This is a genomic window from Streptomyces sp. NPDC032721, assembly GCF_055579625.1.
Genome location: NZ_JBVIMX010000032.1, coordinates 17345 through 42260, shown reverse-complemented (window position 1 = coordinate 42260; position 24916 = coordinate 17345). Strand labels below are relative to the sequence as shown.

Below are 24916 nucleotides of genomic sequence, written 5' to 3'. Positions count from 1 at the left end.
TGCGCACGGTGGCGGGCATCGACATCGCCGGTGCGCACGGTGCCGGGCATCGGCGACATCCAGTGGGTGCACCGGGTGTCGGGATGTTCCGGGCCCCCACCAGTTGGTGCTCCGGGAGTGGAGTCCACTGGCACCCGGTGGACATCGCGGCTGGGTCCACTCCCACCCGATGGGCTCCACTCTCCGGGTGGTGCATCGTCGGGCCGCACAGGCGGTCGCGGTTTACGCCGTAAAGATTCGGCTGCCGTAGCCGGGCCCGGCAAGAGCAAGGGACTTCCCCAATTGGGGAAGTCCCGGACGCGCGGTGGTGCTCGCCGTGTCGGCTCACCCTTGGTGGCGTCGGCGCAGGCGAGCGGTCCGCCACGGGTTCAGCCGACCGCCGGGGTGCTGCCGGGAGCGGCGCCGGACCGGCGGCGGCTTCGGGGCCGGGAACCGCGCCGCACGCAGCCGACTCGCGGCGAGGAGCTCCTCCAGGTGCTCCAGGTGCTCCGGCGAGATGTAGATCGGGATCGGGTTGACCATCGGGGCCTCCGTGCTCGGGCGGATCACTCCCCCGCACCCTCGCCCGTTCCGGCCGACTCCAGGGCCACGGTGTCGGTCACGTCCCGACAGCTGGCACAGCGACTTCGCTGTCCGTCCCGCCGGGCGGAGCGCACGCGGTCCCGGCTCCCGAAGAGGCACACATGCGGGCGCCCCACGGACGACTGGTCCGTGGGGCGCCAGGATGGTGCGCCGGTCAGCTCCGCAGCATGTCCTTGAGCTCGCTCAGCGACAGCTCGCTCGTGCCACGGTCGGCCGCGCTGCTCGTGGCCCACGCGAGGATCGCGGGGTGCGCCTTCTCGTGCAGCGGGCCGGCGGCCGTGCTCCGGCCATCGGTCATGGCGACCTGGGTGAGGTAGGCGGCCAGGGTGTACGGGCCGCCGCCGCTGTAGCCGACGTTGTACCCGAGGGCCTCGAGCTGCGGAAGAATCGACAGGGCGCCCTTCTCGGTCCGGACCCAGAACAGACTGCGGCCGGTGATGAAGCGGCTGAAGGTGTCGCCAGGACGCAGATCGAGCGGGGCGTACGTCTGGTAGGCCCACTGGTCCGTGCCGCCGGTGTCGACGTGCTTGAAGTGCTCAGCCACCACGGGCATCCCGAACTCGGGGTCGTAGAACGCCCGCCGGCAGGTACAGCCCGAGCCCCTGACCCCGGACGGGCTGTCCTTGTCCTCCGTGACGCACGGGTGGAACAAGGACGGGATCTTCGCCGACTCCACGAGCATGCAGTGCATCGCGCTCGGCTCGCAGGGCACCAACCGGTCCCGCCACTCCTGGAAGTGAGGTGTCTGGGTCTGGGACGCCTCGATGGACAGCTCGGCATTCAGTGACGTCACGATGCCGAGGCTCGTGTCACTGGAGAAGACGAAGTTGAGGTAGCCCTTCGTCGGGTCGGTCAGGTTCAGGTCGTGGGCCTCGTAGGTCAACGTGGCACTCCAATACGGGCTCTGCTGCGGGGCGGCGGGTCAGGAGACGCGATGTTCGGGGCGCAGAGTGAGGCCGCGGTGGAAGAACTGCGCGGTGTCGTCCGGCCCGAGTCCGAGGTCGCGGGCGACGGCGGTGCCTTCGTCGTCGCGGACGAAGGCGAGCAGGATCCTGCGGCTGGCGGGGTCGGCCATGGTGCGGCGGGCGGCTTCGACGGTGTGGGCGACGCAGCCGGTGGTGCCGTCCTCGACGATGTCCCGGCGCGTGGTGTCGTCCCAGACGTTGAGCTGGAGGTTGGCGCCCTCCGTGGAGCAGTCCTCCTTGGAGTCCGCCCCGAGCACGCACCGCCCGAGCATCGCGGCGTGGGCATGACGCTGGAGGTAGACGGCCGTGGCCAGGAGCCGGTCGACTTCCCTCTCCGTGTTCGCGCGGGCCTTCTCCGGGCTGACGAGCGAGGTCTTCGGGCCGTGGGGCCCTACCCGAATCTTCAGCGCCGACAAGCTGCGGGCGAGGTCATCGGCGACGCTGAGCAGGCCCACCAGGTTCACGTCGCCGCGCTGGCGGGGCGGAGGCAGTTCGTCGGGGTAGTTCTCCAGCGGTTCCAGGGGTTCGTGCAGGTCGGTCAAGATTCCTCCCGTGCCGAGTGCCAACGCCCCCGATTCTCAGCCGGGGCTGGCGGGGCTCGTGGGTGAAGTCTCCAATCGGCCACGCGCTGGCCGGTTGGCATCCCTGTCAGCGGTCCCGGCCCACTCCCCTGCCCTGATCGGGCTGCGTGGTGTGCTGCTGGCGCGCGGGATCAGCCGCATCTTTGGCCGGCGGCTTCGGCTGCGGTCCGCCCGCGACGGTGCGACTGCGGGCTTCGGCTGCCTGCGTGATCGCGGCCAGTCGGGCGAGGTTTCTCGGTGAAAACTGCCACGTCGCGGGGTCCGTTGTCCGGACCTCCAGGTACTCCTCCGGCATCGCTGCCTGCTGATGGGCCTGGATGGCGGCGGCCCGCTGCGCCGGGGTGAGCGCGGTGTCCCGGTCCGGGTGGTCGACGGCGTGCGGCAGCGCCTGGTCGTGGTTCTGGTCGTCAACGTACGCCGCGGCCGAAGCCGTCGCGGCTGGCCCTTCGTCCCGTACGAAGGAAAGTATCCGGGCGTCGCGGATCGCGTTCTGCAGGGCGAGGCCGGCGACCCGGGCACGCTCGTACCGGGACGACTCCCTTGGCGGCTTCCCATCCGTACCCGCGATCCACCACCGTTGCGGCCAGGCGAAGTCGCCGGTGTAGGTGATGCGGTCCGGGGCCGGGGCCCGGCGGCCCTGCTGCGGCACGGTGAGCTGACGGGAGTACCGGGACAAGGCCGCATCCGCGATGTAGTCGTCCAGGCCGCCCGCGAACGCGCGGCCGCGCAGGGTCTCCAGCAGGTGCCGACGCGCTTCCGCCAGAACATGGCGGCGGGCGAAGGAGTTGCGGACCGTGAAGACGATCGCCGCGACGTCGACGGCGGCGAGCGCAGTATCCACCACCGGGCCGATCCGGGCCCGGATCGCCTTCCCGGCCGCCCGGCACCGCCCCAGCAGTCCGTCCACCCTCGCCGCGCCGAAGCGGAGGATCGCGGACGCCCGCCACCACGCGCGCAGTTGCTCCAAGGGCTTGGGGGTCTTCTTCGCCCGGCGGGTTTCCTGCGCCGCCCACCAGCCCAGACCGTGGCGGCCGCGTTCCCCGGGCAGCCGCTTGTGGTCCTGGACGTACTCATCGGTGAGGCGTTCCAGCACCGGCGCCATCTGCTGGCGGCGGGTGGCCGACCAGTCGAGGAGCTCGGAGTCGACGCCGGCGATTTCCATGACGGGGCGCAGGCCCGGCGTCACCTCCCGCGGCACGGTCGCCAGCCCGAGCTCCTCGCACACCTCGGTCGTCATCGTGAGGGTGTAGAGCGTCCCTGCGGCCACGGCGTTCTGGTAGAGGCGGGCCGTGTCCAGTGCGTACCAGGAACCGTCCGGGCGCTGCGCCCGGTTGAGAACCAGACAGTGATCGTGGAGCAGGGGGAAGCCGTCCCGGTTGTCGAAGTGCCGCCACTTCGCGACCACCAGGCCCGGTGGCTTCGCGCGCTGACGGCCAGAGGACCACCGGGTCTCTGCGACCTCGTCCTCAAGCCAGACCAGCACGGTGGCGATGGCCCGCTCGTGCGCCCGCTCGATGACCCGCCGGGTGTGGTCGTCTCCCAGCGCCCACAGCACGATCAGAGACGCCTGCGCCCGGAAGGTGAAGTCGAGGGCGAACAAGGGGGTCGCTTTGCGTCGTGTAGGGACCGCGACATCGCGAGCACTGTCTCCTGCAGAAACGCCCGATTCCGCGTCTGATGAGCACCGACGGCATCGACTGATCATGAACAGAATGACCTGCTGGAACGGGAATGCCGATCACCGTCGGTAGCGAGCCTGAGCACGGAGCCCATGTACAAATGTCAACAGGTAGCTGGGATGGGCGCGTTGTTAATGGGTCTGCCGCACGATTGGGTGACATCTGAACTGGCTTGCCCTGTGGGGCGGGTGGGAAGGATGCCGTTGTGCCGAAGCCTTATCCGGAGGAGTTCCGGGACGATGTGGTGCGGGTCGCGAGGAACCGTGGCTCGGGTGTGACGCTGGAGCAGGTGGCCACCGATTTCGGTGTCCACGTGATGACGCTGTCGAAGTGGATGCGCCGGGCGGACATCGACGACGGGGTGAAACCTGGTACGACCAGCCAGGAGAACGTGGAGCTGCGGGAGGCGCGTCGGCGGATCAAGCTCCTGGAGCAGGAGAACGAGGTCCTGCGGCGGGCGGCGGCCTATCTGTCGCAGGCGAACCTGCCGGGAAAAGGATCTACCCGCTCGTGAAGGAGCTGGCCGAGGACGGGTGCCCCGTCACGGTCGCGTGCCGGGTGCTCAAGCTCGCCAGACAGCCCTACTACCGCTGGCTTCAACGGCCGGTGACCGATGCCGAGTTCGAGGAGGCCGCCCGCGCGAACGCGTTGTTCGACGCCCACCGCGAGGACCCGGAGTTCGGCTACCGCTTCCTGGCCGACGAGGCCCGCGGCACGGGGACGGCTATGGCGGAGCGGACCGCGTGGCGGATCTGCCGGGACAACAGGTGGTGGAGCGTGTTCGGCAAGAAGCGCGGGAGGGTCAGCAAGGCCGGCCCGCCGGTGCACGACGATCTCGTTCGCCGCGTCTTCAGTGCGGAGGGGCCGAACCGGCTCTGGCTCACCGACATCACCGAACATCCCACAGGCGAGGGAAAGTTGTATCTGTGCGCGGTCAAGGACGTCTTCAGCAGACGGATCGTCGGCTACTCCATCGATTCACGGATGAAGTCCCGCCTGGCCGTCACGGCCCTGGACAATGCTGTTGCCCGGCGCGGAAATGTTGCCGGATGTGTGCTGCACAGCGATCGAGGATCGCAATTCCGGTCCCGGAAATTCGTCCACGCGCTCAGCAGACACCGGATGGCCGGATCGATAGGGCGGGTCGGGGCGGCAGGCGACAACGCAGCCATGGAGTCCTTCTTCAGCCTGCTGCAGAAGAACGTCCTCGACCGCCGCACCTGGGCCACCCGCCAGGAACTGCGGCTCGCGATCGTGACCTGGATCGAGCGGACCTACCACCGACGCCGCAGACAAGCCTCACTCGGCCAGCTGACCCCCGTCGAATACGAAACCGTCATGACCCCACCGGCCCTCCGGGCCGCGTGACCACACTTGTCACCTAAAGCTGCAGCAGACCCAATGGGGTCTTCGTGGCTGCTCAGGGGTAGCGCAGCGTGCGGTCAGTCCAGCCAATGCACCAAGTGTGCTTTGGCATGTGTCTCCAGGGTGCGTTGCTCCAGGCCGAGTGGCCGGGCGTTGCCCGGGCACGTCACATCCAAGGTGACCTGACTCGGCAGTTGAACGCCGGTCTACGCGAGGATCTACGGAGTTGTATGGCGCTCACTGGCCGCGCGCCTCTGGGTCAGGAGCACCGTCTCGACGGCACGGCACGGGCTCCGACGGATGGGTGTACTGCAGCGGATCCGCAGGCGGTTCGCCGCGGTAGAGCCACTGAGTGAGTTGCTCCCATTGCCGCCGTTCCGAGACCAGATCGTCCGGCGGAGCGATCCGCATCATCGTGAGGACATCATGGCGGTAGAGGTCGAAGGTGGTGCGTATGCACTCCGCGTACTGTCCGGCCTGCGCCAGCGCGGCGCGGTACGTCACGACGGCAACCAGCATGATGGCCGTGCCAAAGACTGCGGCAGCGGTCCAGTGGCCGGAGGCGAAGAGAATGGCGGTGCCGGTGCCGCCGCTGACGGCGACGGACAGCGTGAGGCTCGTCAGCGAGGTCAACGGCAGAAGTGCCTCGTCCAGTTGGTCCCGGAACGTCTGGGGCAGGACGGGAGTGAACCTCGGCCACCAGATCACCGCGTCGATCCGGTAGCGCTGATAGGAGTGCTCCTCGGCGGCGGTCAGCAGGTTTCCCAGGCGGGTGGGGCGGATCAGTTCGCTGTTGCGCGGGTAGGCGCGCAGCGATGCGACTTCGGAGAGCCGGCCGCGCCGGCGAGTCTGCCGCGACCGGCCCCAATCCTTGATCCTGGAGGGCAGCGGATAGCCCTCGAACAAGCGGATGACCGGGGCTACATGGAGGAGGAATGCGATGAGCGTGACCCCCGCGACACCTGCGATGCCCAGCCAGGTCTGGGCGACCGCCCCCAGCCCGTTCCATTCCTTGACGGACGTTCGCCAGCCGTTTGCAAGCGCGTAGACGCCACAGAGCATAAGAGCCCCGCAGAGGGAAGGGAACCAACTACCCAGCAGGAACCGGCGATCCAGCAGGCTCGCGAAGCGGTTGACGAAGGCGCCGAGCACATCACTCCTGGTCGTCGACAGGCGGCAGGAAAGCGGTCATCAGCCTGCCGTCGAGCGGACAGCGGGCTCGGAGATCGGTGGTCCACACCTCGATACGCGACGGCGGGAAGACGTGCTCGCTAGGCTTCGCCGGGCATCGGTAGGTCAGTCCGCTGGCCGGTGTGACCGGGTCGCCGGACAGACCGCCGCGGTCAGGCGTCGCTCCCGCGAAACGTTCGAGGGACGTCGGCACCAGCTCCGCCCGGGCCAGCAGGCCGCCGGTCTCGGACACCAGCCAGAGCATCTCGGAGTGGGCGAGCAGGATGTGGAAGGCCTGATCCAGGGGGAGGTGTGCGGGTACCAGGAGCGCAGACTCAGCCGCCTCGTCCAGGGGCGTTCCCTCATCGAGGGTGGCCAGCCGCTCGTACCGTACGACGCCTGAGATGACGCCCCTTGCAGGGTCACCGAGCACGGCTGATTGACCGGGGGAGAGAACACCGAGGGCTTCGTTCGGGCTCATGCTGTCCGTGAGCACTGGGGCGGACTGGCCGCATGCGTCGGTCACCGTGCGTGGAGAGGGCACGCGGCCATCATGGGTCAGTCGGCGGTGAGTACGAAAGGGGCCCAGTAGAGGGAATGGTCGAACGGCCGGACGGCTGCCCACAGCGGAGCCGGCGGGGTCTCGTCGCCTAGTTCGGCCGCGACGTCGGCGAGGGTCAGTTCGCGCAGCCACCGCTGGGCCTGCCCCAGTGCGGTCGCCAACGGGTGATGGTCCACCAGGAGGTGGTGGTAGAACCGGCCGACGTACAACGCGGTCGCCAGGTCGTCCACGCGCCACAGGGTGCCGAGCACGGCCTGGGCACCGGCGATGAGGAACCCCGTGGCCAGCGAGAAGGGTTCATCCCTGAACGGTGTTCCGGCGGGAACGGCGCTCTGGCAGGAGGTGAGCGTCACGAGGGCCACGCCGTCCAGCAGCCGGGTGTCGAGCAGGTCGCGTATCACCATCGGCCCGTCGGACAGTTCGATGCCGGAGTCGAGGGTGTATCGGTGATGAATCTGTCCGTGGCAGGCGAAGTCCACATGGGTGGCTTCGGCGACGGCGGTGCGTACGGCGTCACCGGTCGCAGCGTGCTCAGGGAGTGCGACCAGGGCAGCGTCGCTGGCGTGGGCCGCCTTGGCCACCTCGGCCTGCTGGGTCGCGGCATAGGGGAGGGGCTTGGGGTTGGGCAAGGGATTGGCGACGGTGACCACGTGGGGGCGTCCCGTTCGGTGCGAGCGGGCACGCAGGGAATGGAGTACGGCCGCGGACGGGAGGTACGAGATGTCGAACTCCTCACTGAGGGGTACCTGTCCCGCCGCGTCGACCGCGCAGGCGTGCAGGGGAAAGGTGTTGAGGATCCCGCAGGCGACGAGGTGTACCCGTTCGATGCCCGGCTCTCTCAACTCGTCGGCCAGCGGCCTGCACACCAGCTCACCAACGACGGGGAACGCCCTGTCGAGCGCTTGTCGAAGCAGCCGCACAAACTCTGGCACGGCTTGGTTCGGGAGCCAGGCGCCGACGTCGTAGATTTCGGACAACCCGCCGGAGCACCAGCGCATTCGTACCGTTCCATCGGGGAGAACGAGCAGGATCAGCGGACGGTCCGTCCCAACTGATCCGTCGTCGTCGCACATGACGTATGCGATCGCGGATCGGTCGTCGAGCAGAGCGGCGATCTCCGCGAGCGTCAGTGGCTCGGCCGTCAGGTCCAGGCCGGTGCGGGCCTTGATTCGGGTCAGGACGTCCTTGTACTGGGCCCATGCCGCGCGCGCCTCTTCCCGGTTGGACAGCCAGTGCTCGGCGTCACGGATGACGGCGATTGGTTCGATTCCGGGGAGCGAGCCGGTCAGGGAGGTGCGGTCGACGCGTCCTGCGGCTTGGAATCGGGCGGTCGCGTTCGTGTACTCCTGGTGCAGACCGGGGTCGTGCTTCGCCAGCAGAGCGAGGTGCCTGGCGGCGTACTCCGGGAAGCCGCTCAGCCTGCCTGAGTCGATGCTCTCGACCGCGAGCGTCAGCAGGCGCTGTCGTTTGTCCTCGTCCGCCGTCTGCTCCGCTGCCCGGGCAAAGCACAGACCCGCCTCCTCGGCCACGTTGGCGCGGAACCAGCCGCGCACCGTCTCCTGGTCCGTGGGCAGCTGCGCGGCACGCAACGCGTAGCGGCGGGCGGTGACCACATCGTGGTAGGCGTGGCCTGCCTGCTCCTGATCGCCCTGGCTCAGATGGGCGTGTGCCAGCCAGTAACTGGCGATGCCGAACCCTCGCGGCGACACTTCCACGGGGGTGAGCCTGCGTGCTGTCAGAGCGGCTCGGAAAGAACGGGGGTCGGCCGGGCCGTAGGCGCGGGCCAGCCGCAGTTGGACGTGGGCGAAGTCGTCGGCGCGGCTCAGCTCTTTGAAGACGTCCCTGGCCTCCTCGAGCGGCGCGATCGCGGCCTCCCGGTGTCCATAGGTCAAATGCGCCTCACCGATGATCGCTTTCGTATGGGCGGTGTACCAGGGAAGTGTGGCACTCTCCAGCGCTTCGTCGAGACGGCCGAGGACCTCCGCGTAGCGTGCCTGCCTGGCCTCATCACCGATCTGTGAGCCGGATTCCCGGTCGATGACCCATCCGGCGAGCGAGGATTGCAGGTGCGACCACAGCCACGGCTCGTCCTCCCTGGTGATCTCCGCGAGCGCGTCCTCGAGAGCCTGTGCCGCCAGCTCCTCGAAGCCACCGAACGGGTGCTCGGCCCACGCCATTCCGAGGATGGCGAGCGCACGGGCAAGCTTTGGGCCCGATCCCAAGATGGGGAGTGCAGCCATCAGATACTGAACAGCCTGTTCGTGGCCCTCGGCTTGCGTGGGGCTCTCGTGGGCGACCAGTGTCGCGGCAAGGAGCATCGCTTCGTCCGCCCAGTCCTGCGGCTCTTCGTCGACGGACACCAGGGCGAGCGCCGACCTCCGGTGCTCGACGGCGGCGTCCTGGGCCTCGGGGTCGGTGGCGCCCAAGCGCAGGCAGACTCCGGCGAGGCGGTGGTGCACCTGGCGACGCTCGCTCACATCGGCGATCTCCAGCGCCGCTTCCAGAGCCGTCCTGCTCGCCAAGAGGTCGGACGGGGTCCCGGCCAGTTGGTGTCGTTCGAAGTACGCCTGTCCCAGCCCGTGTTGGGTGTGAGAGTGCTCCGGCCGACTGGGTGGGAATACCTGCAACGCCGCGGTGAAGTGGACGATGGCGCGGTCGAGGTCAGCAGCACGTTCCGCCGGCCTGAGCCGGAACAGACGACACCAGCCAAGCCCGTCCTCGGTAATCGCCCAACGCATCTCGTCCTGCTCACGGCTCCGTAGCCGTGCCACTCCCTCGAGAACGGCAAGGCCTTGTTCGAAGTCGTCGGTACTGCCGCCCCGCAGTCCTCGATTCACGTATGCGCCGCCAAGACCGTAGGTGGAGATGGCCCAGCGCTTCGAGCTCGATTCACGTCCGAATACGGTCAGCGAGGCCAGATAGTCCTCGATCGCCTCGCTGTACCGATGCAGTCTCACGAGGCAATTCGCGCGGCTTGTCATGACGAGACCCCACAGCTCCGGGTCGTCTTCCTTGCGCCAGCCCTCCAGGGCCGCCTCACAGATCTCGAGCGACCGTACGGAATTGTTCTCGCCGAGCAGTACGACGTGCGCGAGCGCTTGCTGGTACTGAGCCCTGGACGGCACGTCGCCGTGCACCGAGGCCAGTTCGACCGCCGCTTCCAGTAGTTGCCTGGAGTGCTGGAGGTTCAACTCCCGGTCCCCGAGCTGCCGTCGCATGAGCAGGATGCCCAGATTGCCGAGGGCCGTCGCTGCGGGCAGGTCCTCGCGGTCACCGAGGAGGTCGGCGAAGTGGGCCGTCGCCATGAGCTGGTATTCGGACGGCAGCGCAGCGCCGGCGCCCACGTGCGCGGACGTACGCCACCGGGCGACAGCCGCGTCCGTGCCGGTGGCCCGGCATTCCTTGAGGAACTCGACGAGTGTTCCCAGCACCCACGTGTCTTCCTCATGCACATTGGGCTGCATCCCCTCCAATTGGTCGGGAAATCCACTCTCGAAGACTTCGGGATTTCCGTCCAGGAGGCGATGCCAGTTGCTCCAGTCGGCCTGGTCGGCCATGTTCACCAGCACCGACGCATGCGGTGAACTCGTCAATATCTCCGTGAGCGGCGTATCGGCACCGATGGAAGTCTGCCCCTGTAACGCCCGTAACACCTGGCTCACTTGCTCCAGAGCAACCACCAGTTGGACGTCCCCCTGAGCTGCCGCCGTCCGCCCGACCCCAGTGACCATCCGTTCGAATCCCGGGGTCACGACTTCGGGGAAATGTTCGACGACAGCCACGATCTCTTCGACAGATCCTGCATTCAAAAGCTTGACCAAGAGCCACTCTTGATGGCTGTGCATTGGTCCACGATACGGCGCGATGTGGCCCGCGGGCCATTGCCGTGCCGTCGCCACAGTTCCGACTCGTCGTAGTCCCTCAACCGTGGGAGGGTGAAGGGGACTTCGCGAGTCGACCCGTCCACGTACCGAATCCAGGCAGTGAGGCTGTTGTGCTTGCGACGGCCCCTTCTTGGGTGCTCTGAGGCCGTACCGGAACGGTGCGAAGGGGACGCGCAGCCCAAACCAGATGATCGCTAACAGACGACAAGTGGCAACTACTGGACCTTACCGTTGCCCTCTGGGTGTTCCTGAGCCGCTCACTGCACGTTCAGCCAGGGCCCGGCGACCCACCGGTCCGAGTCCTCTTCGCTTCTCCGCCCGTCCGGAACGCCGGCCCGGAAGGGCTGGTGACGTTGCTGCCTGCTCGGGCGCGGGCGTGGAACCGGGAGGCACCGCCTCGGGCTCTGCGGACGCATCGTCCGCTGAAGACGGGATACCCAGGTGCTCGCGGAGACGGGCAGTCGCCTCCCGGACCGGGGTGAGGATCTGCTCGGCCTCTGGTCCGAGCCGGGCCAGGGCGACGGCCAGGACATCGATACCCTCCAAGGCGTCGTCGACGGCGCAGCCTGCTACCTCGGGCCAGCCCGCCACCTGGACGACGTCGTCGAGTCGGCACGCCGCATCGGCGGCGGTGTCGGCCAGGACGGAGACGCGGCAGCAGGGGTACGAGGTCGTGGTCACGCCTCTTCAACGAGTTGCCCCGCACGGCGAAACACCCTGCACGCCGCGGATCGTTGAACGGGATATGGCTACCGACCCACTACTCCAGGCCCTCTCCCGCGATACGGCCGCACTGCTGGACGATCTGGACCGCGGCGCCTGGTACCCCAGCACTGCCGAGCAGGAGCTTGCCCTGGCTCTCGCCCGTACCGGGCTGCGCGGCGGCGGGATCCGCACCGAGCTGCGCATTGGCGAAGGCGCCGTGCACGAGGGGTGGCTCGTCGACCTTCTCTCCCCCGCTGCTCCCCTTGGAGAGCTAACTGCACCCAATCCGGAGACCGAGGAAGTCCTGCACAACCTGACACGGCTCCTGGACGCGGTCGCCGACGCGTGACCTATGAGACGCCGGGGCTATGGGGCAAGCGGGACTTCCCCAATTGGGGAGGTCCCGCTCTATGCCGCTGTCCCGGCTGTCAGATCAGTAGCGTGGCTGCCCGGTGGTGGGTGGGCAACGCGTGTGCGAGCCAGTCAGGTTCGGCTCGTGCCTTGGTGAGACGCTCGTACTCGCGCGTGACATCTCTCCCGGCCCGCATGCTCCGGAAGATCATCACTACCTCGCAGTGACGGGTGTCGTCCACACGCAAGTTGCAGGAGCACTGTCGCTCCGCTCCCCCGTCGCAGGTGCATGTCTTGCACTGGCAGTGCTCACGGGCGGTCGGGAGGGCAAGTCCCCCAGTGCGGATGGGTCAAGTGCGCCAGGAGCGCTTCGTGGTCGACGGGAACGCCGTGCTCGTAGAGCAGCTCGAACTTCCATCCCAGGCCGAGCTGCCAGTACTTGATCGAGTAGGGCTTGGTGATCGTGTGGAAGAGAGCGATGCGGCGGAGCAGTCCGGTGGCGACCCAGGCCACGTCTGCGCGTTCTTCCCACCAGGTGGTGTCCCGGGCCAGGTAGTTTCCCTCGAAGGCCGTCAGCGCGGGTGCGTCCCAGAGAGGGGACGAGGTCGTGGGCCAGGCATTCGTTTCGGTGGTCGGTGAGCAGGGTCTGCCACTGGCGGGCGGTTGGTCCGCTGAGGGTGACGTGTGCATCGGTAGCGGCGAGCCCGAGGTGAAGGCCGCTCTTGTCGATGTGGAGGACCCTCACGCCGGTGATGCCTCCCGGCTCAGAGCACTCTGTCTCTTCGGGGCCGGTGTACTGGGTGGGTAGGAGGGCCTGGAGGCAGTGCTCGGGAAGCGAGTGCTTTGGGCCGAGCCGGGAATCCAGAGTGACGGTCAGGTGATCGGCCCCGCCTGGGCGTACGGAGGCGACGCCTGCGGGGTGGGCGCAGTAGTCGATCGTGCCGCCCAGCCGCTCGAAGACGGCGGCCTCCAGGCGTGCCTGGTCACGGTTCGCGTCCGGAACCGCGGCCTGCTCAGCCGTGCTGAGGTCCTGCCAGCTGGTGGCGTGTGCGAGTCCGGTGCAGCGGGAACGGTAGCGCGCCTTCTGCGTGCGGGCATTGCCGTGCGTCATGCGTTGTCCTGTTCCTCGCGCCATCCGACCCCTGGCGCGCACAGGTTCAGGTGAAGAACGGCATGGGCGCGGGGTGTTCTCGGGGCGGTTCCTGGATCCTTTTCCTTCGCAGCGTGTACGGCATCACCGGGTCGGTCGGTGTACCTGCGGAGGAGGGCCTGCCTGAAAGGCCGTCAAACAGCATGGCACTGGGTATCTGGCGGTCTTGCGCGACACGCCGCCACGCGTGGCGTGTGTCCGGTGTCACCGAGTCGCCCCTGACGCGGTAGCTCTGACCTGCGACGAGGAATTTTGCGTGGCGATGCGCGCCCGGACAGGCCGTTGAACTTCCGCAGGAACGTCGCCGGGATGCTGCGCTCCTCGATGGCCGCCGTCTGCTCCCCGGCCCGGCCCGCCCCGTGGGCGACGGTCCGCAGCACCCGGGTGCGCAGGTCGCCGGTGCGCTCCGGGTGCTGCACGAGCAGCTCTCCGAGGGTGGGCCCGTGCACGGGGGAGGTGAACAGCACGCCGCCCGCGTACTCCACGAGCGGCGTGGTGGGCAGGCCAGCGGCCGAAAGCGCCCGCAGCTGGGCGGCCTCGCGTTCGAGCAGCGCCCCGGGGCGTCGCACGTAGGCGGCCTGGGCCTGCTGGACGGCGGGCCAGAATCCGCGGGTGCCGCGCGCTACCGACACCAGGGACAGGCCGAGGACGGACAGCTTCGCGAATAGCGGCACGCCGTCGACGGTGAGAGTGCGGACGTAGCAGGTCACGGACGGGATGTGGGTGCCGAGTTCGACGTGCGCGCCGGGCCAGCGGGCGTGGGCGGCGGTCTCGATCTGACCGTCGGCGTACGCGAACAGGCTCGCAACCGGGATCGGGCACTGCATGAGCTGCTGCACTGCTCCACGCTCCTTCTAGTGCGCACGGGCGCACGGGGGAAAAAGAGGGGGCCGTCCGGCGCTCCGTGGGCAGCCGGACGGCCCCCGGTCGTGCACCGGCCCCGGTCGGCGTGGGGGGCGGGGTGCGGTGGTTCAGGGGGTGCGCGGGCGGGACTGGGCGTACCGCAGGAGGCAGTCGATGGACTTCGCCAGCAGCCGCAGCCGGGCGGCGGGGTCTCCCTCGTGCTGCCAGGCCAGCGCTTTGGCGTAGCGCACGGTGTGCTCGGCGACGTCCCGTTCGCGGGTGTCGCTCGTGAGGGTGGCGACGTACTCCCCGGCCGGGCCGACGAGCAGCCCGATGTAGGTGCCCAGGCGGCCGCGGAGTTCCCCCGCGACAGGGGTGCGGGGGCAGTGGTCGGCGTGGATCAGGGCCAGGCGGATATCGCGCCGTATGTCGAGCGTGCTGACCACCCGCGCATCGCCGCATGTCTCGGTCGTCCCCTGGCCTCTCACGGTGTGGCCCCTTCGTTCGTGGCACCGCCGCCATGCAGTCGGCGGTCTTTATCCAGTGCAGCAAAGGGCGTTCAGCTGCGACCAGGCCGGATGGGCGGACACACAGCCGGACACTTCGGCGGCCGGTAGGGTGTGCGCTCGCTGACTACCCCGGGTGCTGGCTACCGTGGGGTCTGAAAGCCGGGGGTGCCCATGCCTGAACCAGCGGTAGGCAACGCGGCATTCGTCGCTGCCCGGACCCGCTTGGGGTGGCGCACGCAGGAAGACTTCGTCGACGCGTACAACACGGCCGCACAAGCGGCGGGCGAGCGCGCCAGGATCTCGGTGGGCCAGGTCAGACGCTGGGAGTCGGGCACCTCGAAGTGGCCGAACCGGGACGCCCGCCGGGTGCTGGAGCACATGTTCCACCGCCCGCTGGAATCGTTGGGCTTCGTGCCCACCACCAGCCCGGCGGGCCGCAGCAGTACCGAGCTGGCCGCGCAGCTGGAAGCGCAGGAGCACCTGCGCCGGCAAACGTCGTGCGGCGGTGTGGTGCTGGGGAGCGCGCCGCTGTTCGACCTGGCCGCACTGGAGCACCTCACCGCCGCCGCCCACGACGCCCGCCGCTACAGCAACCACGAACTCGTCGCACACCTGCGCAGTGCGCTGGACGACGCCGCCCGCGCGGACGGGCTCACCGGCCCGCACCAGGCCCTCCCCTCCGCCCTGGGCATCCTGACCGCGATCCACCTTGCCGCCCGCGACGCCTACCCCGACGTCCGTCACGCGCTGCTGCTCGTCGGGGCCCGCGGCGCCGAACTCGCCGCGTTCCTGCACCGGGACGCCGGCGCGCCCGCCGCGTCGACCGCGTACTGGCACCACCAGGCCAAGGAGTGGGCGACCGTCACCGGCGACGGCGCGATGCACGCCTACGTGCTGCTGCGCCAGGCGCAGTCCGTCGAACGAAGCGACCCCGCCCGCATGCTCGACCTCGCCCACGCCGCCACGCACAGCCCGTGGACCCTGCCCCCGCGCCCCCGCGCCGAGGCCTTCCAGCAGGAAGCCCGCGCGCTGGCCCTCACCGGCGCGCACGTGGACGACGTCGCCCGCACCCTGGACCGTGCGCACAGTGCCCTCGACCAGGCCGCCCCACCCTCAGCCCCGGCAACGTGCACAGGGCCGCTCGGGGAGAGCTACACCCCGGAACGTCTCATGGTGCAAAGCGCGATCTGCTACCGCGAGGCCGGACAGCCGGAGAAGGCCGTCACCCTCTTCCAGCAGCACCTCACACCCCACTTCGCCGCCCGCGACCAGGCCTTCTTCACCGCCCAGCTCGCCGGGGCGCTGGTCGCGGCGGGCGACCCGGACGAAGCCGCCACCACCGCCCTGCGCGCGCTGGCCCTCGCGGCCGGTGCCCGCTTCGGCCAGGCCCTGGCCGAACTCCACCGCACCAACGCCGCCCTGCTCCCCCACCGCCGCCGGCCAGCCGTCCGGGAACTCCACGACCGCCTCACCACGCTGACGACTGTCTAGTGCGACGCCGCGTGAGTTCGTGGAGGGCCCAAAGCCACCGTCGGTAGTCGCTACCGGGACGTCTACTCGCCTCTGCGGGGGTGCTTCCGGACCCTCCCGCAGTGACCGAGTTCCCCTCCACGAACTCACGGTGCAGCACTAGGGTCTGCAGTCATGGACTTCCGAGCGACCACCGCCCCCGCTACCTTTCCTGCCCCGCTGCGTGAGCAGTTCGAGACGTTCCTTGATGAGCACCGGGCCGCTCTCCATGCCAGTCTGGACGGGCTGACCGAGGAGCAGGCCCGGCGGTCGCTGGTGGCGTCGAAGACCACCCTGCTGGGGCTCGTCAAGCACGTCACGTTCGTGGAGAAGGTCTGGTTCGACGAGGCGATCACCTGCCGGCCGCGTGCCGAGATCGGTATTCCGGACACGCCAGACGAGTCCTTCGACCTGGACGACGGCGATACCGTCGCCTCGGTCCAGCTCGCCTACAGGGAAGCCTGCAAGGAGTCGCGGAAGGCCACCGCGGAGCTGTCGCTGGACGATGTCGTACGGGGAAACCGGCGCGGCCCGCTGCCGATGCGCTGGATCTACCTCCACGTGCTGCGCGAACTGGCCCAGCACTGCGGCCACGCGGACATCCTGCGCGAGCAGATCCAAACCGCCTAGTCCGCGAAAGTTCATGGAGGGGTGTTCAGGCTGCTTGGAGCGGGCTGGCGGCGTCAGTCCGCTCGCCCCAGGTCGACTCCGTTGAGAACCGCTTCCGGGCCGGAGTTGCCTACGCGGAAGCCCAGTGGAAGGACAAGGACGGACCCGCCCCGCTGTACCGCCTGCGCTTCACCGGCGTCGTACACACCTGGGGCTTCGCCCTCCACCTCTCCAGCACCAAGGACAACTTCCTCTCCTCGGGTCTGCCCGCCGGGAGCCCCGAAGACTCCGTCAACTGCGCCGGAGACCTCTACCTCAACTCATCGGCCTGACCAGGCGAGCGCCCCTCCACTAACTTTCGCGGAGCAGCACTAGCTAGGCGGACAGGAATTGGCGCACGCGGGTGATGACGTCGGCCTGCCACGCCTGCGACTGCGGATGCAGGTACTTCGGGTCGTCGTGGACGGCGAAGCCGTGCTGCGCACCGTCGAGTTCGAGCAGTTCGACGGGCCCGCCGAACATCGGTCGGAATGTGCGGGAGGACTCGATGGGGACGAACGTGTCGGCGGTGCCGTGCACCATGAGCACCGGGGCCCGCACGGCTCCGAGGATCGTCTCGGTGTCGAGGTAGAACACCTCGTTCAGCAACGCCCGGTTGAGCTCGAACGGGGAGCGTTCGGTGAACCCGTGCTCGTCCAGGTGCGCGGCGGCCTCCTTGGACAGGTAGTCGTCGCTCCAGCCGGGCCGGGAGGTGACGTACCGCTCGCGGTAGTCCAGCCGGGGGTTGAGCAGGACCAGCCGGCCGACGTCCTGGGGGCGGTGGGCGGCGTGCAGGCATACGGCTCCGCCGGAGAACGACGCGGCGATCACGTGGACCGGTTCGGTGTGGCCGCTGTGGGCGCGCAGGTGGTCGCTGGCGGCGCGGACGTCGTTGGTGACGCCGGCGATGGTGAGCTCGGACTCGCGGCCGCCGCTGGCGCCGTGGGCCCGCAGGTCGAACCGGAGGCTGGTGATGCCCGCCTCGGCGAGTCCGGCGGCCAGCCGTGTGAAGAAGCCGCCTTCTTCGCGGGTGACCCCGGATCCGTGGACCAGGACCGCGCCCCCGACCTCAGGGACCACGGCCGGGGAAATCGTGCCGGACAGGGCGGTACCGTCCAGGGAAACGAACGCCGTCTCGTGGTCGACCATGCCCCTCATGCTAGGACCTGCCCCCGCACGGCGACACAGCACCGGCAGCCAACCCGCCCTGCACCTTGACAAGTTGAGGGCGCCATCTTCCGCTGCCTCTGCAACGGGCAGAACCTGATGACTCGCAGCAGTATCCGTCACCGGCCGGTGCGGCGACGGCACTCCGGCCGTAGGCCGCCTCGGTGTGGCCGCCACGGTCCGACTCCGGGTAAACACCCACAATTGACAGAGCGTTAAGAGCAACTCGCTTTCCGTGGCGTTGGGGAACCCAGCGCCACATCCGGGGGGGGCAGCATGAGCAGCGATAACGAGCCCCAGACCGAGGAGAACGACCAGCCCACGTGGACGGAGACGCTGGAGGACCTGGGCCCCGCCATGCTGGAAGAGAACTGCTAGAGCCTGTCCGGCGGTACCGCTATCCTTCCCTGGTCGCGGGGGGCTGAGGCACATGTCTGCAAGCATCAGACCAGGTTGGTCGGTGGGCCGGGGCCGGTACGTCATCGACGAGCTGATCGGCGAGGGCGGTATGGGCGCCGTCCATCGTGCTCGGGACACGGCACTCGACCGGACCGTAGCAGTCAAGACGATGAACGCCGCCGTCGCCGCAGACCCGCAGAACCGTGAACGGTTCCGGCGCGAGGCGCGGGCCGTAGCAGCCATCAACCACCCCAACGTCGTGGCCATCCACGATGTGGGCGAGGAAGAACTGGCCACGGGCAGCGTCCCGTACCTCGTCATGGAACACCTCGACGGCAAGCCGCTGGCCGAGTGGCTGCCGACCGCACCGGGCGGACTGCCCCTGTCGACGGTGCTGCGGTTCATATCCGGCATCCTCGCCGCGCTGGACGCCAGCCACACGCGCGGCATGGTCCACCGCGACATCAAGCCGGCCAACGTGATGGTCACGGCCAGCGGCACGGTGAAGGTCATGGACTTCGGCATCGCCCGCGCCCTCGACCACCAGCGCACCGCGCTGACCGGGACCGGCTTCACCATCGGCACCCCGCACTACATGGCGCCGGAGCAGTTCGAGCCGGGCCGCGCCGTCGATGGGCGCTGCGACCTCTACGCGACCGGCATCGTGCTGTTCCAACTACTCACCGGGGCCGTGCCGTTCGACGCCGACTCGGGCTTCCGGATCGGCTACCTGCACGTCACCGCCGAGCCGCCCGCCCTGGCCTCGCTGGGCGCCCACGTGCCTGCGGCGGTTGAAGCGCTGATCGCCCGGTCGCTGGCGAAGGCGCCGGAGGACCGCTTCGCGGACGCCGCGGCGATGCAGGCCGAGGTCGAACGGATCCGGCAGCACCAGAGCACTTCGCCCGCCCACGCGACGCAGAGGGCGACGGCACCGGTCCCAGCCGATGCACCGGCCCAAGTACAGGCCACACCGGCCCCCGCCGCTCCGTCCGCAGACGGAGTCCACCGCCTCGACACCGTCACCGCCCCACCGCGAAAACCCCCGGTATCGCAGCAGGCCGGGGCAGCCGGCCGCCGCACGCCCGCATCCCGACTGGTCCTCGTGGTCGTCGCCGTCGTCGTTCTGGGCGCCGCCGGGTGGGGCGGCGCCGCCCTGCTCGACTCCCCGCCGGCCGGAACGAAGCCCTCCGTCGCCAGCTGGGCAGACCCGTCCCAGGGCACGACGTCGCAGCCGTCCGCACCCACGACGGAGGATGCGAACGCTACCGAGGAGGTCGAGGGCAAGGACGTAGTCACGGTGGAGGTCACCGCCGAGGACCGCGTCGCGTATGTCTCGGCGAGCAGCAAGGGATACCTGCTGTACGACGGGGTCCTGCAGAAGGGCGAGACCAAGACGTTCAAGGACACCGGCCGGATCGACGTCGTCCTGGGCGACTCGGGCGCAATGCGCCTCGTGGTCAATGGGAAAGAGGTCGCGGACGAGTTGAGGGACAACGTCACGGAGCGCCTCAGCTACACGTCCGCCGACTGACCCCGGGCCCTAAGCCGCACAAGCGACCGATGCGGCCCCTGGGCCAGCACCACACCACGGCCAAGGAGCGGCACCTCCGGCTCAGCAGCAGCACCACTGCGGATCGCACGGACCGGGTGCTGACCGAGGGGACTGCCCGCAGGACGCGACGCCGTACGCCGTCTCGATGGGTGCGTTCAGGGTCCGGCCACCAGGGACGTGATCAGGACGGCGTCGAGGCCGTGGTCGTACCGGTACAGGATGCTGATCCCCCGCCCGCCGGTCTCCTCAGGCAGCAGCTCGACGACGTACGACGACGACCCGGGGCCGGAATCGGGGACCTGCTCGCCTCGGGCGGGGTCCGATTCCAGGGAGGTCCGGGCGGCCTCGACGGTGGCCCGCTCGCGCGGGCCGAGGTCCAGCCGGGCCTTCTCGGCCGCATCGGAGTAGAACAGGACATACGCGGCCCGCTCCCGGGCCATGTTCCGCCCGCCTCCGAGCCCCCGGTCCTTCCGGATCTCGAACTCCATCGCATCCCCTGAGCTGGGGTGTTGCGACAACCACTAGAACTCAAGCAGTGGCCCGGGGCTTCGTGCTGGTGGTCAGTTCTGACCGAGGTACTCCATGCAGGTCTCGCAGCGTTTCGCGGCGATCAGCTTCGTGTTGCCGGAGGCGGAGGTGAGAGGTTCGCTTTCGCTGATCCGTGTCCAGTCGTCCATGGAAGCACCGTCTACCCAGCCCCACCCAGCTTCCTCGTGAGTCTCATCGGGGCGGTGTACGCATGCGTCAGGAATGTGGGCCACGCGATGTGGGGAAACCAGGATTCTGTCGAAGGTGAAGTCCCACGCGGCCCTCGGGCCGGTGGTCGTGGGGTCAAGTGCCTTTGGGGTGCTTCCATCGGGAGGGCAGTCACAGCCAAGGCCAATGGGAATGCCGCACCGCTCGCACTCGGGATAGTTCATATCGGCATTTTCCCGCACCGAGGCCATGGCTGCCTCCAGCCTTCCGGATGCGTCCGGCCCTGTCCGGGGTGACCGTGGAGGCATGTCCGGATCATCGATCATCGTGCACCCGCCCCGAGGAGGGGGCGGCCGGCGGGTCACCGCGCGGGAGCAGATTCTCGGCATCGCGTACTCGGACGGCGACCTGGTCGAGCTGCTACGGCTGGCCGGGGTCGAGGATGCCGAGGCTGTGGTCGACGGGCCCTGGATCGAATGGCGAGGTGCGGAGCCTCATGACTACGGGTGGGGGCCGGGCGAGCGGGGGTACCGGCCGCCGCCAGCGCACTTAAGTCCCTGTCCCGGACATGTCTGGGACAGGGGATTGCTGTGGACACCTGCCGTCCTGCCGGGAAGCGTCTGTCCAGTCATCTCGATAACTGGAGGTCAGATGCGTATCCGACGTGCTGCTGCTGCGACAGCGATTGCGGCTGCGACCGCCCTCGCGCTGCCGGCGGCGGCTCAGGCAGAAACATCCGCAACCGCCGCCCCTGCCACGTCTGTGATGACCTGGCAGTGGGTCTACGCCGGGGAATACCCGAACCGCAGCGCATGCGACGCACGAGCCAACTACATGCGCGACTACTACAACATCATCGGACAGTGCCGCGGTCCGTACAACGGTGGGAAGTTCGCCCTCTACCTGTGGCTCAACCGGTAGCTCCGGTGTGCCCCGGCGTGTCAGACACGCCGGGGCTCTTCTAGAAGGCTGCTGAAAATCTTGTTATGGGGCTGTCCGGCCGTGGGGCCGGGTGGCCCCTCTTCGTTATGTGGTGGCCGGGGTGAGGCGCCAGGTGCTGCTGGTGCGGGTGAGTCCGAGGGTGATGAGTCGGCGGAGGTTGAGGGCGGCGGCGCGGTGGTGGAGCCAGATATTGTTGGCGATGACGCCGCGGTGGGGGACTCTGCGGTTGCCTTTGGCGACGAGCCAGGCGATGGCGCGTTCGACGGGCGGCCGCCATCGGCGGTATTCGTCCTGCCAGACGGGGTCGGTGGCGGCCTGGTGGCGGGCGGCGGCCAGCAGTTCGTGCTGGGGGTGGATGTTCACGGTGCGTCTGGTCTTGGACGTGGTGCAGCGCTCGCGCAGGGGGCAGTGGGTGCAGAGGCGCTTGAACTGGGCGGTGCGGGCGCCGTCCGCTTTGACCTGGCCGAGGTTGGCGGTGTGCCCGGCGGGGCAGGTCGCGGTGCCGACCGCTGGGTCGATGTGGAAGTCGTCGATGGTGAAGCCACCAGGGATGGCGTGGCGCAGCGGCGGCGGCTTGATCACCAGGGTGTGGCCGGCGGCCTGCAACTGTGCCCGCAGGTCACCACTCGGCGCAGCAGTGTTCGCACAACTCGCAATGGCAGAGGGCAGCAGCTCTGCGCTACTGCTTGCCCCAGCAGTAGCCATCCTGGCGGCCGTCCTCGGACAACCCCTCCGTTGGCGCTGAAGCACCACGAAGTAGTGAGCAAGGTGATCGACGGCTGCCTCGCAGCCACCGGCCTCACTCTCACGACATCACGACCGAAAGCTCAGTAACCACGACCTTCACTTCAAAGGACCCGGCACCCAATCGAGAAGCCTCAACTCACATGTCCATACGCTCCCGCCGCATGTGGCGCAGGGACAGGGCAGCCGGGACCAGGCTGGAGAGCGTCACCATGACCAGGCAGGCAAGGGCGACCAGGCCGGTCTCTATCCACGGTGCTCCCAAGGGAATATCGAGCCCCATGCCTTCCAGCACCTGCCCCAGGCCCAGCACCGCGACGCCTGTTACCGCCCCACCCAAAAGGATGCCGGTAGCGGCGGTGACCAGTGACTCCCACAGCACCATGCGCAGCACCTGGGCTCGGCGCGCGCCGAGCCTTATCAGACGCGTGAACTCGGCCGCCCGCAGCGCGAAGGCCATCACTGAGGTGTTACCCACCGCGATAAGTGTGTAGACCACGGCGAAAGCCGCCAGTGCCACGGCGCCAATCCGCATGCCTTCCTGGCGCGCCTTGGACGCGGTGGCCATGACCTCGTCGGTGGCCTGTACACGCGCCATGCTCCAGCGCTGGCGGATGTCGCGAGCCACGGCTTCTCGGTCAGTCCCGGGTAGCAGCGTCACATGAACGGCCGTACGGCCCGCCACCCTGTTCATGGGCAGCAGCACGGTGCCACCCAGGGGCGATCCGTCGAAGACCGCAGCCAAGGTGAATTCCGTCTGCTTGCCCTCCCCCAAGGTCAGCTGTACAGGTTTGCCGACGCTCCAGCCGAATGTCCGGACCTGAGCACGGTCGACGACCACACCATTGCCGCCCAGAGCCCGCAGATCGCCCTCCACATGGGACAGGTTCAAGACCTGCTCCAGGCCCTCCGGGCGTACGCCGAGGGCGGCGATTTTGCGCACGGTCCTGTTGGCGTGCACCTCTACCTCGTCCCTGGTGACAGGAACAACGGCGCGTACCCCCTGCAGTGCGGTGATCTGGGAAGGAGCCGGAAGACCGCGTGCCTCCGGCCCTGGAGAGACCACCAGGTCCGAGCGCCAGGTCAGCCGGGCATCTGCGGCCATGGCACGGCCCAGCAGAGCAGTACCGCCCACCATCGAGCCAGCCAGCCCGACGGTGATCAATACTGGCGCGGCCGTCGAGGCCGTACGTCGTACCGCCTGCCGCATGTTTTCCCGGGCCAGCAGTCCTGTTGCCGCGGTGAGGCGAACCAGAGGCGTGGCGATGACCGCACAGACCCAGGAGGCGAAGACGGGAGAGAGTAGCGCGAACCCCACTACCAAAGGGAGCGCGACGAGTATCGTCAGCGGCATCTTTCCGTCCGGGGGCACCACAGGCACGAGGGCAAGCATGCCAGCTCCCAGGGCAAGGGCGGCCAGCGCGCCGGCCCACCGGCCCCGGCCGATGGGTGGGTCGGCCAACGACGCCTCCCTCAGCGCCTCCCCGGGCCGCACCCGTGCGGCCCGGCGGGCAGCAGCTGCCGCTGAGATCACCCCGACGGCGATCCCCAGCGCGAACGCCACCAGCAGCGCCTCCGCTGATACTCCCGGCTCGAACCCATCGGGCAGCAATTTCCGGGCGCGCAGCACCGCCGCCGTCGCGGCGGTGAAGGGCACCGTGAGTACCGCGCCGACCGCCGACGCGAGTATTGCGGCGAACGCCGCCTCTGCTACGACCATGCGCCGTACCTGCCCCGGAGTCGCTCCGATCGCCCGAAGCAGAGCCAGTTCCCGGTGCCGCTGAGCCACAGTGAAGGCGAAGGTTCCTGCCACCACGAAGACCGTGATGAACGCACCGATCACCGCGAGCATCACCAGCAGCGCTCCAGACTCCGCGGCAGCCTGCCGTACCGGCTCGGGAGCGGATGCGCTCGCGACCAGGACCGAGACGGCCGACCCTGTGAAGGCGACGCCCAGCCCAAGCGCCACGATCGCACCCGCGAACCCGGGGAGGCGGGCACGCAGCGTCTGCCATGCGACGACGAGTATCACCGGGTGTCCTCCAAGTCCGCCAGCCGGGCGGCCACGGACGCCACCGTGGGAAAGCGCAGTTCTCCCTCCAGGGCTCCATCGGACAGGAACAGCACCCGGTCGGCGTGGGAGGCGGCGAGCGGGTCGTGAGTCACCATCACCACTGTGGCGCCGTGATCATCGACCAGCCGCCGCAGCAGCAGCAGGATGTCCCGGCCAGTGCGGCTGTCCAGCGCGCCCGTGGGCTCATCGGCGAAGATCACCTCCGGTTCGGTGATCAACGCGCGGGCTATCGCCACCCGCTGCTGCTGTCCGCCGGACAGTTGGGCGGGCCGGTGCCCGGCCCGGTCCGCCAGCCCCACCAGGTCCAACACCTCGGCCGTACGCCGCAGCGACGGCCGGTGCCCGGCCAGCCGCAGCGGTAGCGTGACGTTCTGCGCCGTGGTCAGCGCGGGAACGAGGTTGAAGGACTGGAACACGAAACCCACACGGTCCCGCCGTAGTTCAGTCAGCCGCCGCTCGGAGAGCCCGCCCAGTTCGCTCCCGCCTATGCGAACCCGACCGCCGTCGGGGTGATCCAGACCCGCTGCGCATTGCAGCAGCGTGGACTTCCCCGAGCCGGACGGCCCCATGATCGCGGTGAACGAGCGGGCGGGAAAGGACGCGCTGACACCACGCAGCGCCGTCACCGCCCCGGAGCCGGAGCCGTAGATCCGGCGCAGGTCGATCAGCTCGACGGCGTCCGCCACAGGAGTCTTGGTCATGACCCCAGTCAAGCGACAACCGTGGTCGAAGTCCCTGGTGCAAGCCGGAAACTTCGAGGTAGTGCGCACGCTACCCTCTCACGCCCGCCGCCCGATCCAGCCTTGAATCCGCGCCGATCACTTCCTGCCAGCATTCCT

22 protein-coding genes are annotated in these 24916 nt (G+C 69.0%); 7 read left to right on the top strand and 15 right to left on the bottom strand.

The genetic code is table 11. The annotated features are described in order from the left end of the window. Positions 1–324 precede the first annotated feature (324 nt). The 4 genes from ACZ5PB_RS40315 to mobF all read right to left on the bottom strand — a co-directional run bounded on the left by ACZ5PB_RS40315 (position 325) and on the right by mobF (position 3728). Positions 325–522 carry a hypothetical protein gene (locus tag ACZ5PB_RS40315; RefSeq protein ID WP_468698394.1) on the bottom strand — a complete coding sequence of 66 codons (198 nt, stop codon included), beginning with the start codon at positions 520–522 and terminating at the stop codon, positions 325–327. Between the two features lie 214 nt (positions 523–736). Beyond that, positions 737–1465: a hypothetical protein gene (locus ACZ5PB_RS40310; protein ID WP_468698392.1), complete on the bottom strand. Its 729-nt coding sequence runs from the start codon at positions 1463–1465 to the stop codon at positions 737–739. A 39-nt stretch (positions 1466–1504) separates the two neighbouring features. Further along, positions 1505–2089: a hypothetical protein gene (locus ACZ5PB_RS40305; protein WP_468698390.1), complete on the bottom strand. Its 585-nt coding sequence runs from the start codon at positions 2087–2089 to the stop codon at positions 1505–1507. 106 nt (positions 2090–2195) lie between these two features. Beyond that, on the bottom strand, positions 2196–3728 hold the full coding sequence (mobF, locus tag ACZ5PB_RS40300; protein WP_468698388.1) for a MobF family relaxase: 1533 nt from the start codon (positions 3726–3728) through the stop codon (positions 2196–2198). Between the two features lie 284 nt (positions 3729–4012). Here mobF and ACZ5PB_RS40295 point away from each other — a divergent pair. Continuing rightward, positions 4013–5175, top strand: a protein-coding gene (locus ACZ5PB_RS40295; RefSeq protein WP_468698387.1) for an IS3 family transposase whose coding sequence is annotated in 2 segments (ribosomal slippage) — positions 4013–4297 and positions 4300–5175 — 1161 coding nt in all. Because the reading frame shifts where the segments join, the coding sequence is not laid out codon by codon here. A 234-nt stretch (positions 5176–5409) separates the two neighbouring features. Here the strand turns inward: ACZ5PB_RS40295 and ACZ5PB_RS40290 are convergent. The 3 genes from ACZ5PB_RS40290 to ACZ5PB_RS40280 form a co-directional block, all read right to left on the bottom strand. After that, positions 5410–6324: a hypothetical protein gene (locus ACZ5PB_RS40290; protein WP_468698386.1), complete on the bottom strand. Its 915-nt coding sequence runs from the start codon at positions 6322–6324 to the stop codon at positions 5410–5412. Position 6325: 1 nt separating this feature from the next. Further along, on the bottom strand, positions 6326–6823 hold the full coding sequence (locus ACZ5PB_RS40285) for a hypothetical protein (protein WP_468698385.1): 498 nt from the start codon (positions 6821–6823) through the stop codon (positions 6326–6328). Between the two features lie 77 nt (positions 6824–6900). Next, positions 6901–10749, bottom strand: coding sequence for a CHAT domain-containing protein (locus ACZ5PB_RS40280; RefSeq protein WP_468698383.1), 3849 nt, complete (start codon positions 10747–10749; stop codon positions 6901–6903). 480 nt (positions 10750–11229) lie between these two features. Here ACZ5PB_RS40280 and ACZ5PB_RS40275 point away from each other — a divergent pair, with 480 nt between their 5' ends. Together ACZ5PB_RS40275 and ACZ5PB_RS40270 are read left to right on the top strand one after the other, a co-directional pair. After that, positions 11230–11526, top strand: coding sequence for a hypothetical protein (locus tag ACZ5PB_RS40275; protein WP_468698382.1), 297 nt, complete (start codon positions 11230–11232; stop codon positions 11524–11526). Positions 11527–11533: 7 nt separating this feature from the next. Further along, a complete protein-coding gene (locus ACZ5PB_RS40270; protein WP_468698380.1) occupies positions 11534–11842 on the top strand; it encodes a hypothetical protein in 309 nt (102 codons plus the stop codon). Positions 11843–12153: 311 nt separating this feature from the next. Here the strand turns inward: ACZ5PB_RS40270 and ACZ5PB_RS40265 are convergent, their stop codons facing one another. The 3 genes from ACZ5PB_RS40265 to ACZ5PB_RS40255 form a co-directional block, all read right to left on the bottom strand. Further along, positions 12154–12357, bottom strand: coding sequence for a hypothetical protein (locus ACZ5PB_RS40265; RefSeq protein ID WP_468698379.1), 204 nt, complete (start codon positions 12355–12357; stop codon positions 12154–12156). 771 nt (positions 12358–13128) lie between these two features. Beyond that, complete coding sequence (locus tag ACZ5PB_RS40260; protein WP_468698377.1) at positions 13129–13833, bottom strand: hypothetical protein; 705 nt, start codon at positions 13831–13833, stop codon at positions 13129–13131. A gap of 132 nt (positions 13834–13965) precedes the next feature. After that, positions 13966–14325 (bottom strand): DUF6415 family natural product biosynthesis protein, encoded by a 360-nt coding sequence (locus ACZ5PB_RS40255; protein WP_468698375.1) that lies wholly within the window; start codon positions 14323–14325, stop codon positions 13966–13968. A 192-nt stretch (positions 14326–14517) separates the two neighbouring features. On the opposite strand from ACZ5PB_RS40255, the gene ACZ5PB_RS40250 reads away from it, so the two are divergent. Both ACZ5PB_RS40250 and ACZ5PB_RS40245 read left to right on the top strand, forming a co-directional pair. Continuing rightward, on the top strand, positions 14518–15837 hold the full coding sequence (locus ACZ5PB_RS40250; RefSeq protein ID WP_468698373.1) for a helix-turn-helix domain-containing protein: 1320 nt from the start codon (positions 14518–14520) through the stop codon (positions 15835–15837). Between the two features lie 153 nt (positions 15838–15990). After that, positions 15991–16485: a DinB family protein gene (locus ACZ5PB_RS40245; RefSeq protein ID WP_468689268.1), complete on the top strand. Its 495-nt coding sequence runs from the start codon at positions 15991–15993 to the stop codon at positions 16483–16485. 354 nt (positions 16486–16839) lie between these two features. On the opposite strand, the gene ACZ5PB_RS40240 is transcribed toward ACZ5PB_RS40245, so the two are convergent. Then, the gene (locus ACZ5PB_RS40240; RefSeq protein ID WP_468698371.1) at positions 16840–17652 is read right to left on the bottom strand and encodes an alpha/beta hydrolase; all 813 of its coding nucleotides are present in this window, start codon (positions 17650–17652) and stop codon (positions 16840–16842) included. Between the two features lie 448 nt (positions 17653–18100). Here ACZ5PB_RS40240 and ACZ5PB_RS40235 point away from each other — a divergent pair, with 448 nt between their 5' ends. Continuing rightward, positions 18101–19600 (top strand): RodZ domain-containing protein, encoded by a 1500-nt coding sequence (locus tag ACZ5PB_RS40235; RefSeq protein WP_468698370.1) that lies wholly within the window; start codon positions 18101–18103, stop codon positions 19598–19600. A 176-nt stretch (positions 19601–19776) separates the two neighbouring features. Here the strand turns inward: ACZ5PB_RS40235 and ACZ5PB_RS40230 are convergent, their stop codons facing one another. Next, positions 19777–20109 carry a hypothetical protein gene (locus ACZ5PB_RS40230; protein ID WP_468698368.1) on the bottom strand — a complete coding sequence of 111 codons (333 nt, stop codon included), beginning with the start codon at positions 20107–20109 and terminating at the stop codon, positions 19777–19779. Between the two features lie 973 nt (positions 20110–21082). Between ACZ5PB_RS40230 and ACZ5PB_RS40225 the strand changes: the two genes are divergently transcribed. Then, positions 21083–21238, top strand: coding sequence for a hypothetical protein (locus ACZ5PB_RS40225; RefSeq protein WP_468698366.1), 156 nt, complete (start codon positions 21083–21085; stop codon positions 21236–21238). A 105-nt stretch (positions 21239–21343) separates the two neighbouring features. Here ACZ5PB_RS40225 and ACZ5PB_RS40220 read toward each other — a convergent pair whose 3' ends face one another. The 3 genes from ACZ5PB_RS40220 to ACZ5PB_RS40210 form a co-directional block, all read right to left on the bottom strand. Further along, on the bottom strand, positions 21344–21865 hold the full coding sequence (locus tag ACZ5PB_RS40220) for a transposase (RefSeq protein ID WP_468698365.1): 522 nt from the start codon (positions 21863–21865) through the stop codon (positions 21344–21346). 277 nt (positions 21866–22142) lie between these two features. After that, positions 22143–24035, bottom strand: coding sequence for an ABC transporter permease (locus tag ACZ5PB_RS40215; RefSeq protein WP_468698363.1), 1893 nt, complete (start codon positions 24033–24035; stop codon positions 22143–22145). Continuing rightward, complete coding sequence (locus ACZ5PB_RS40210; RefSeq protein ID WP_468698361.1) at positions 24032–24778, bottom strand: ABC transporter ATP-binding protein; 747 nt, start codon at positions 24776–24778, stop codon at positions 24032–24034. Before ACZ5PB_RS40210 ends, ACZ5PB_RS40215 begins: the two co-directional genes overlap by 4 nt. Positions 24779–24916 lie beyond the last annotated feature (138 nt).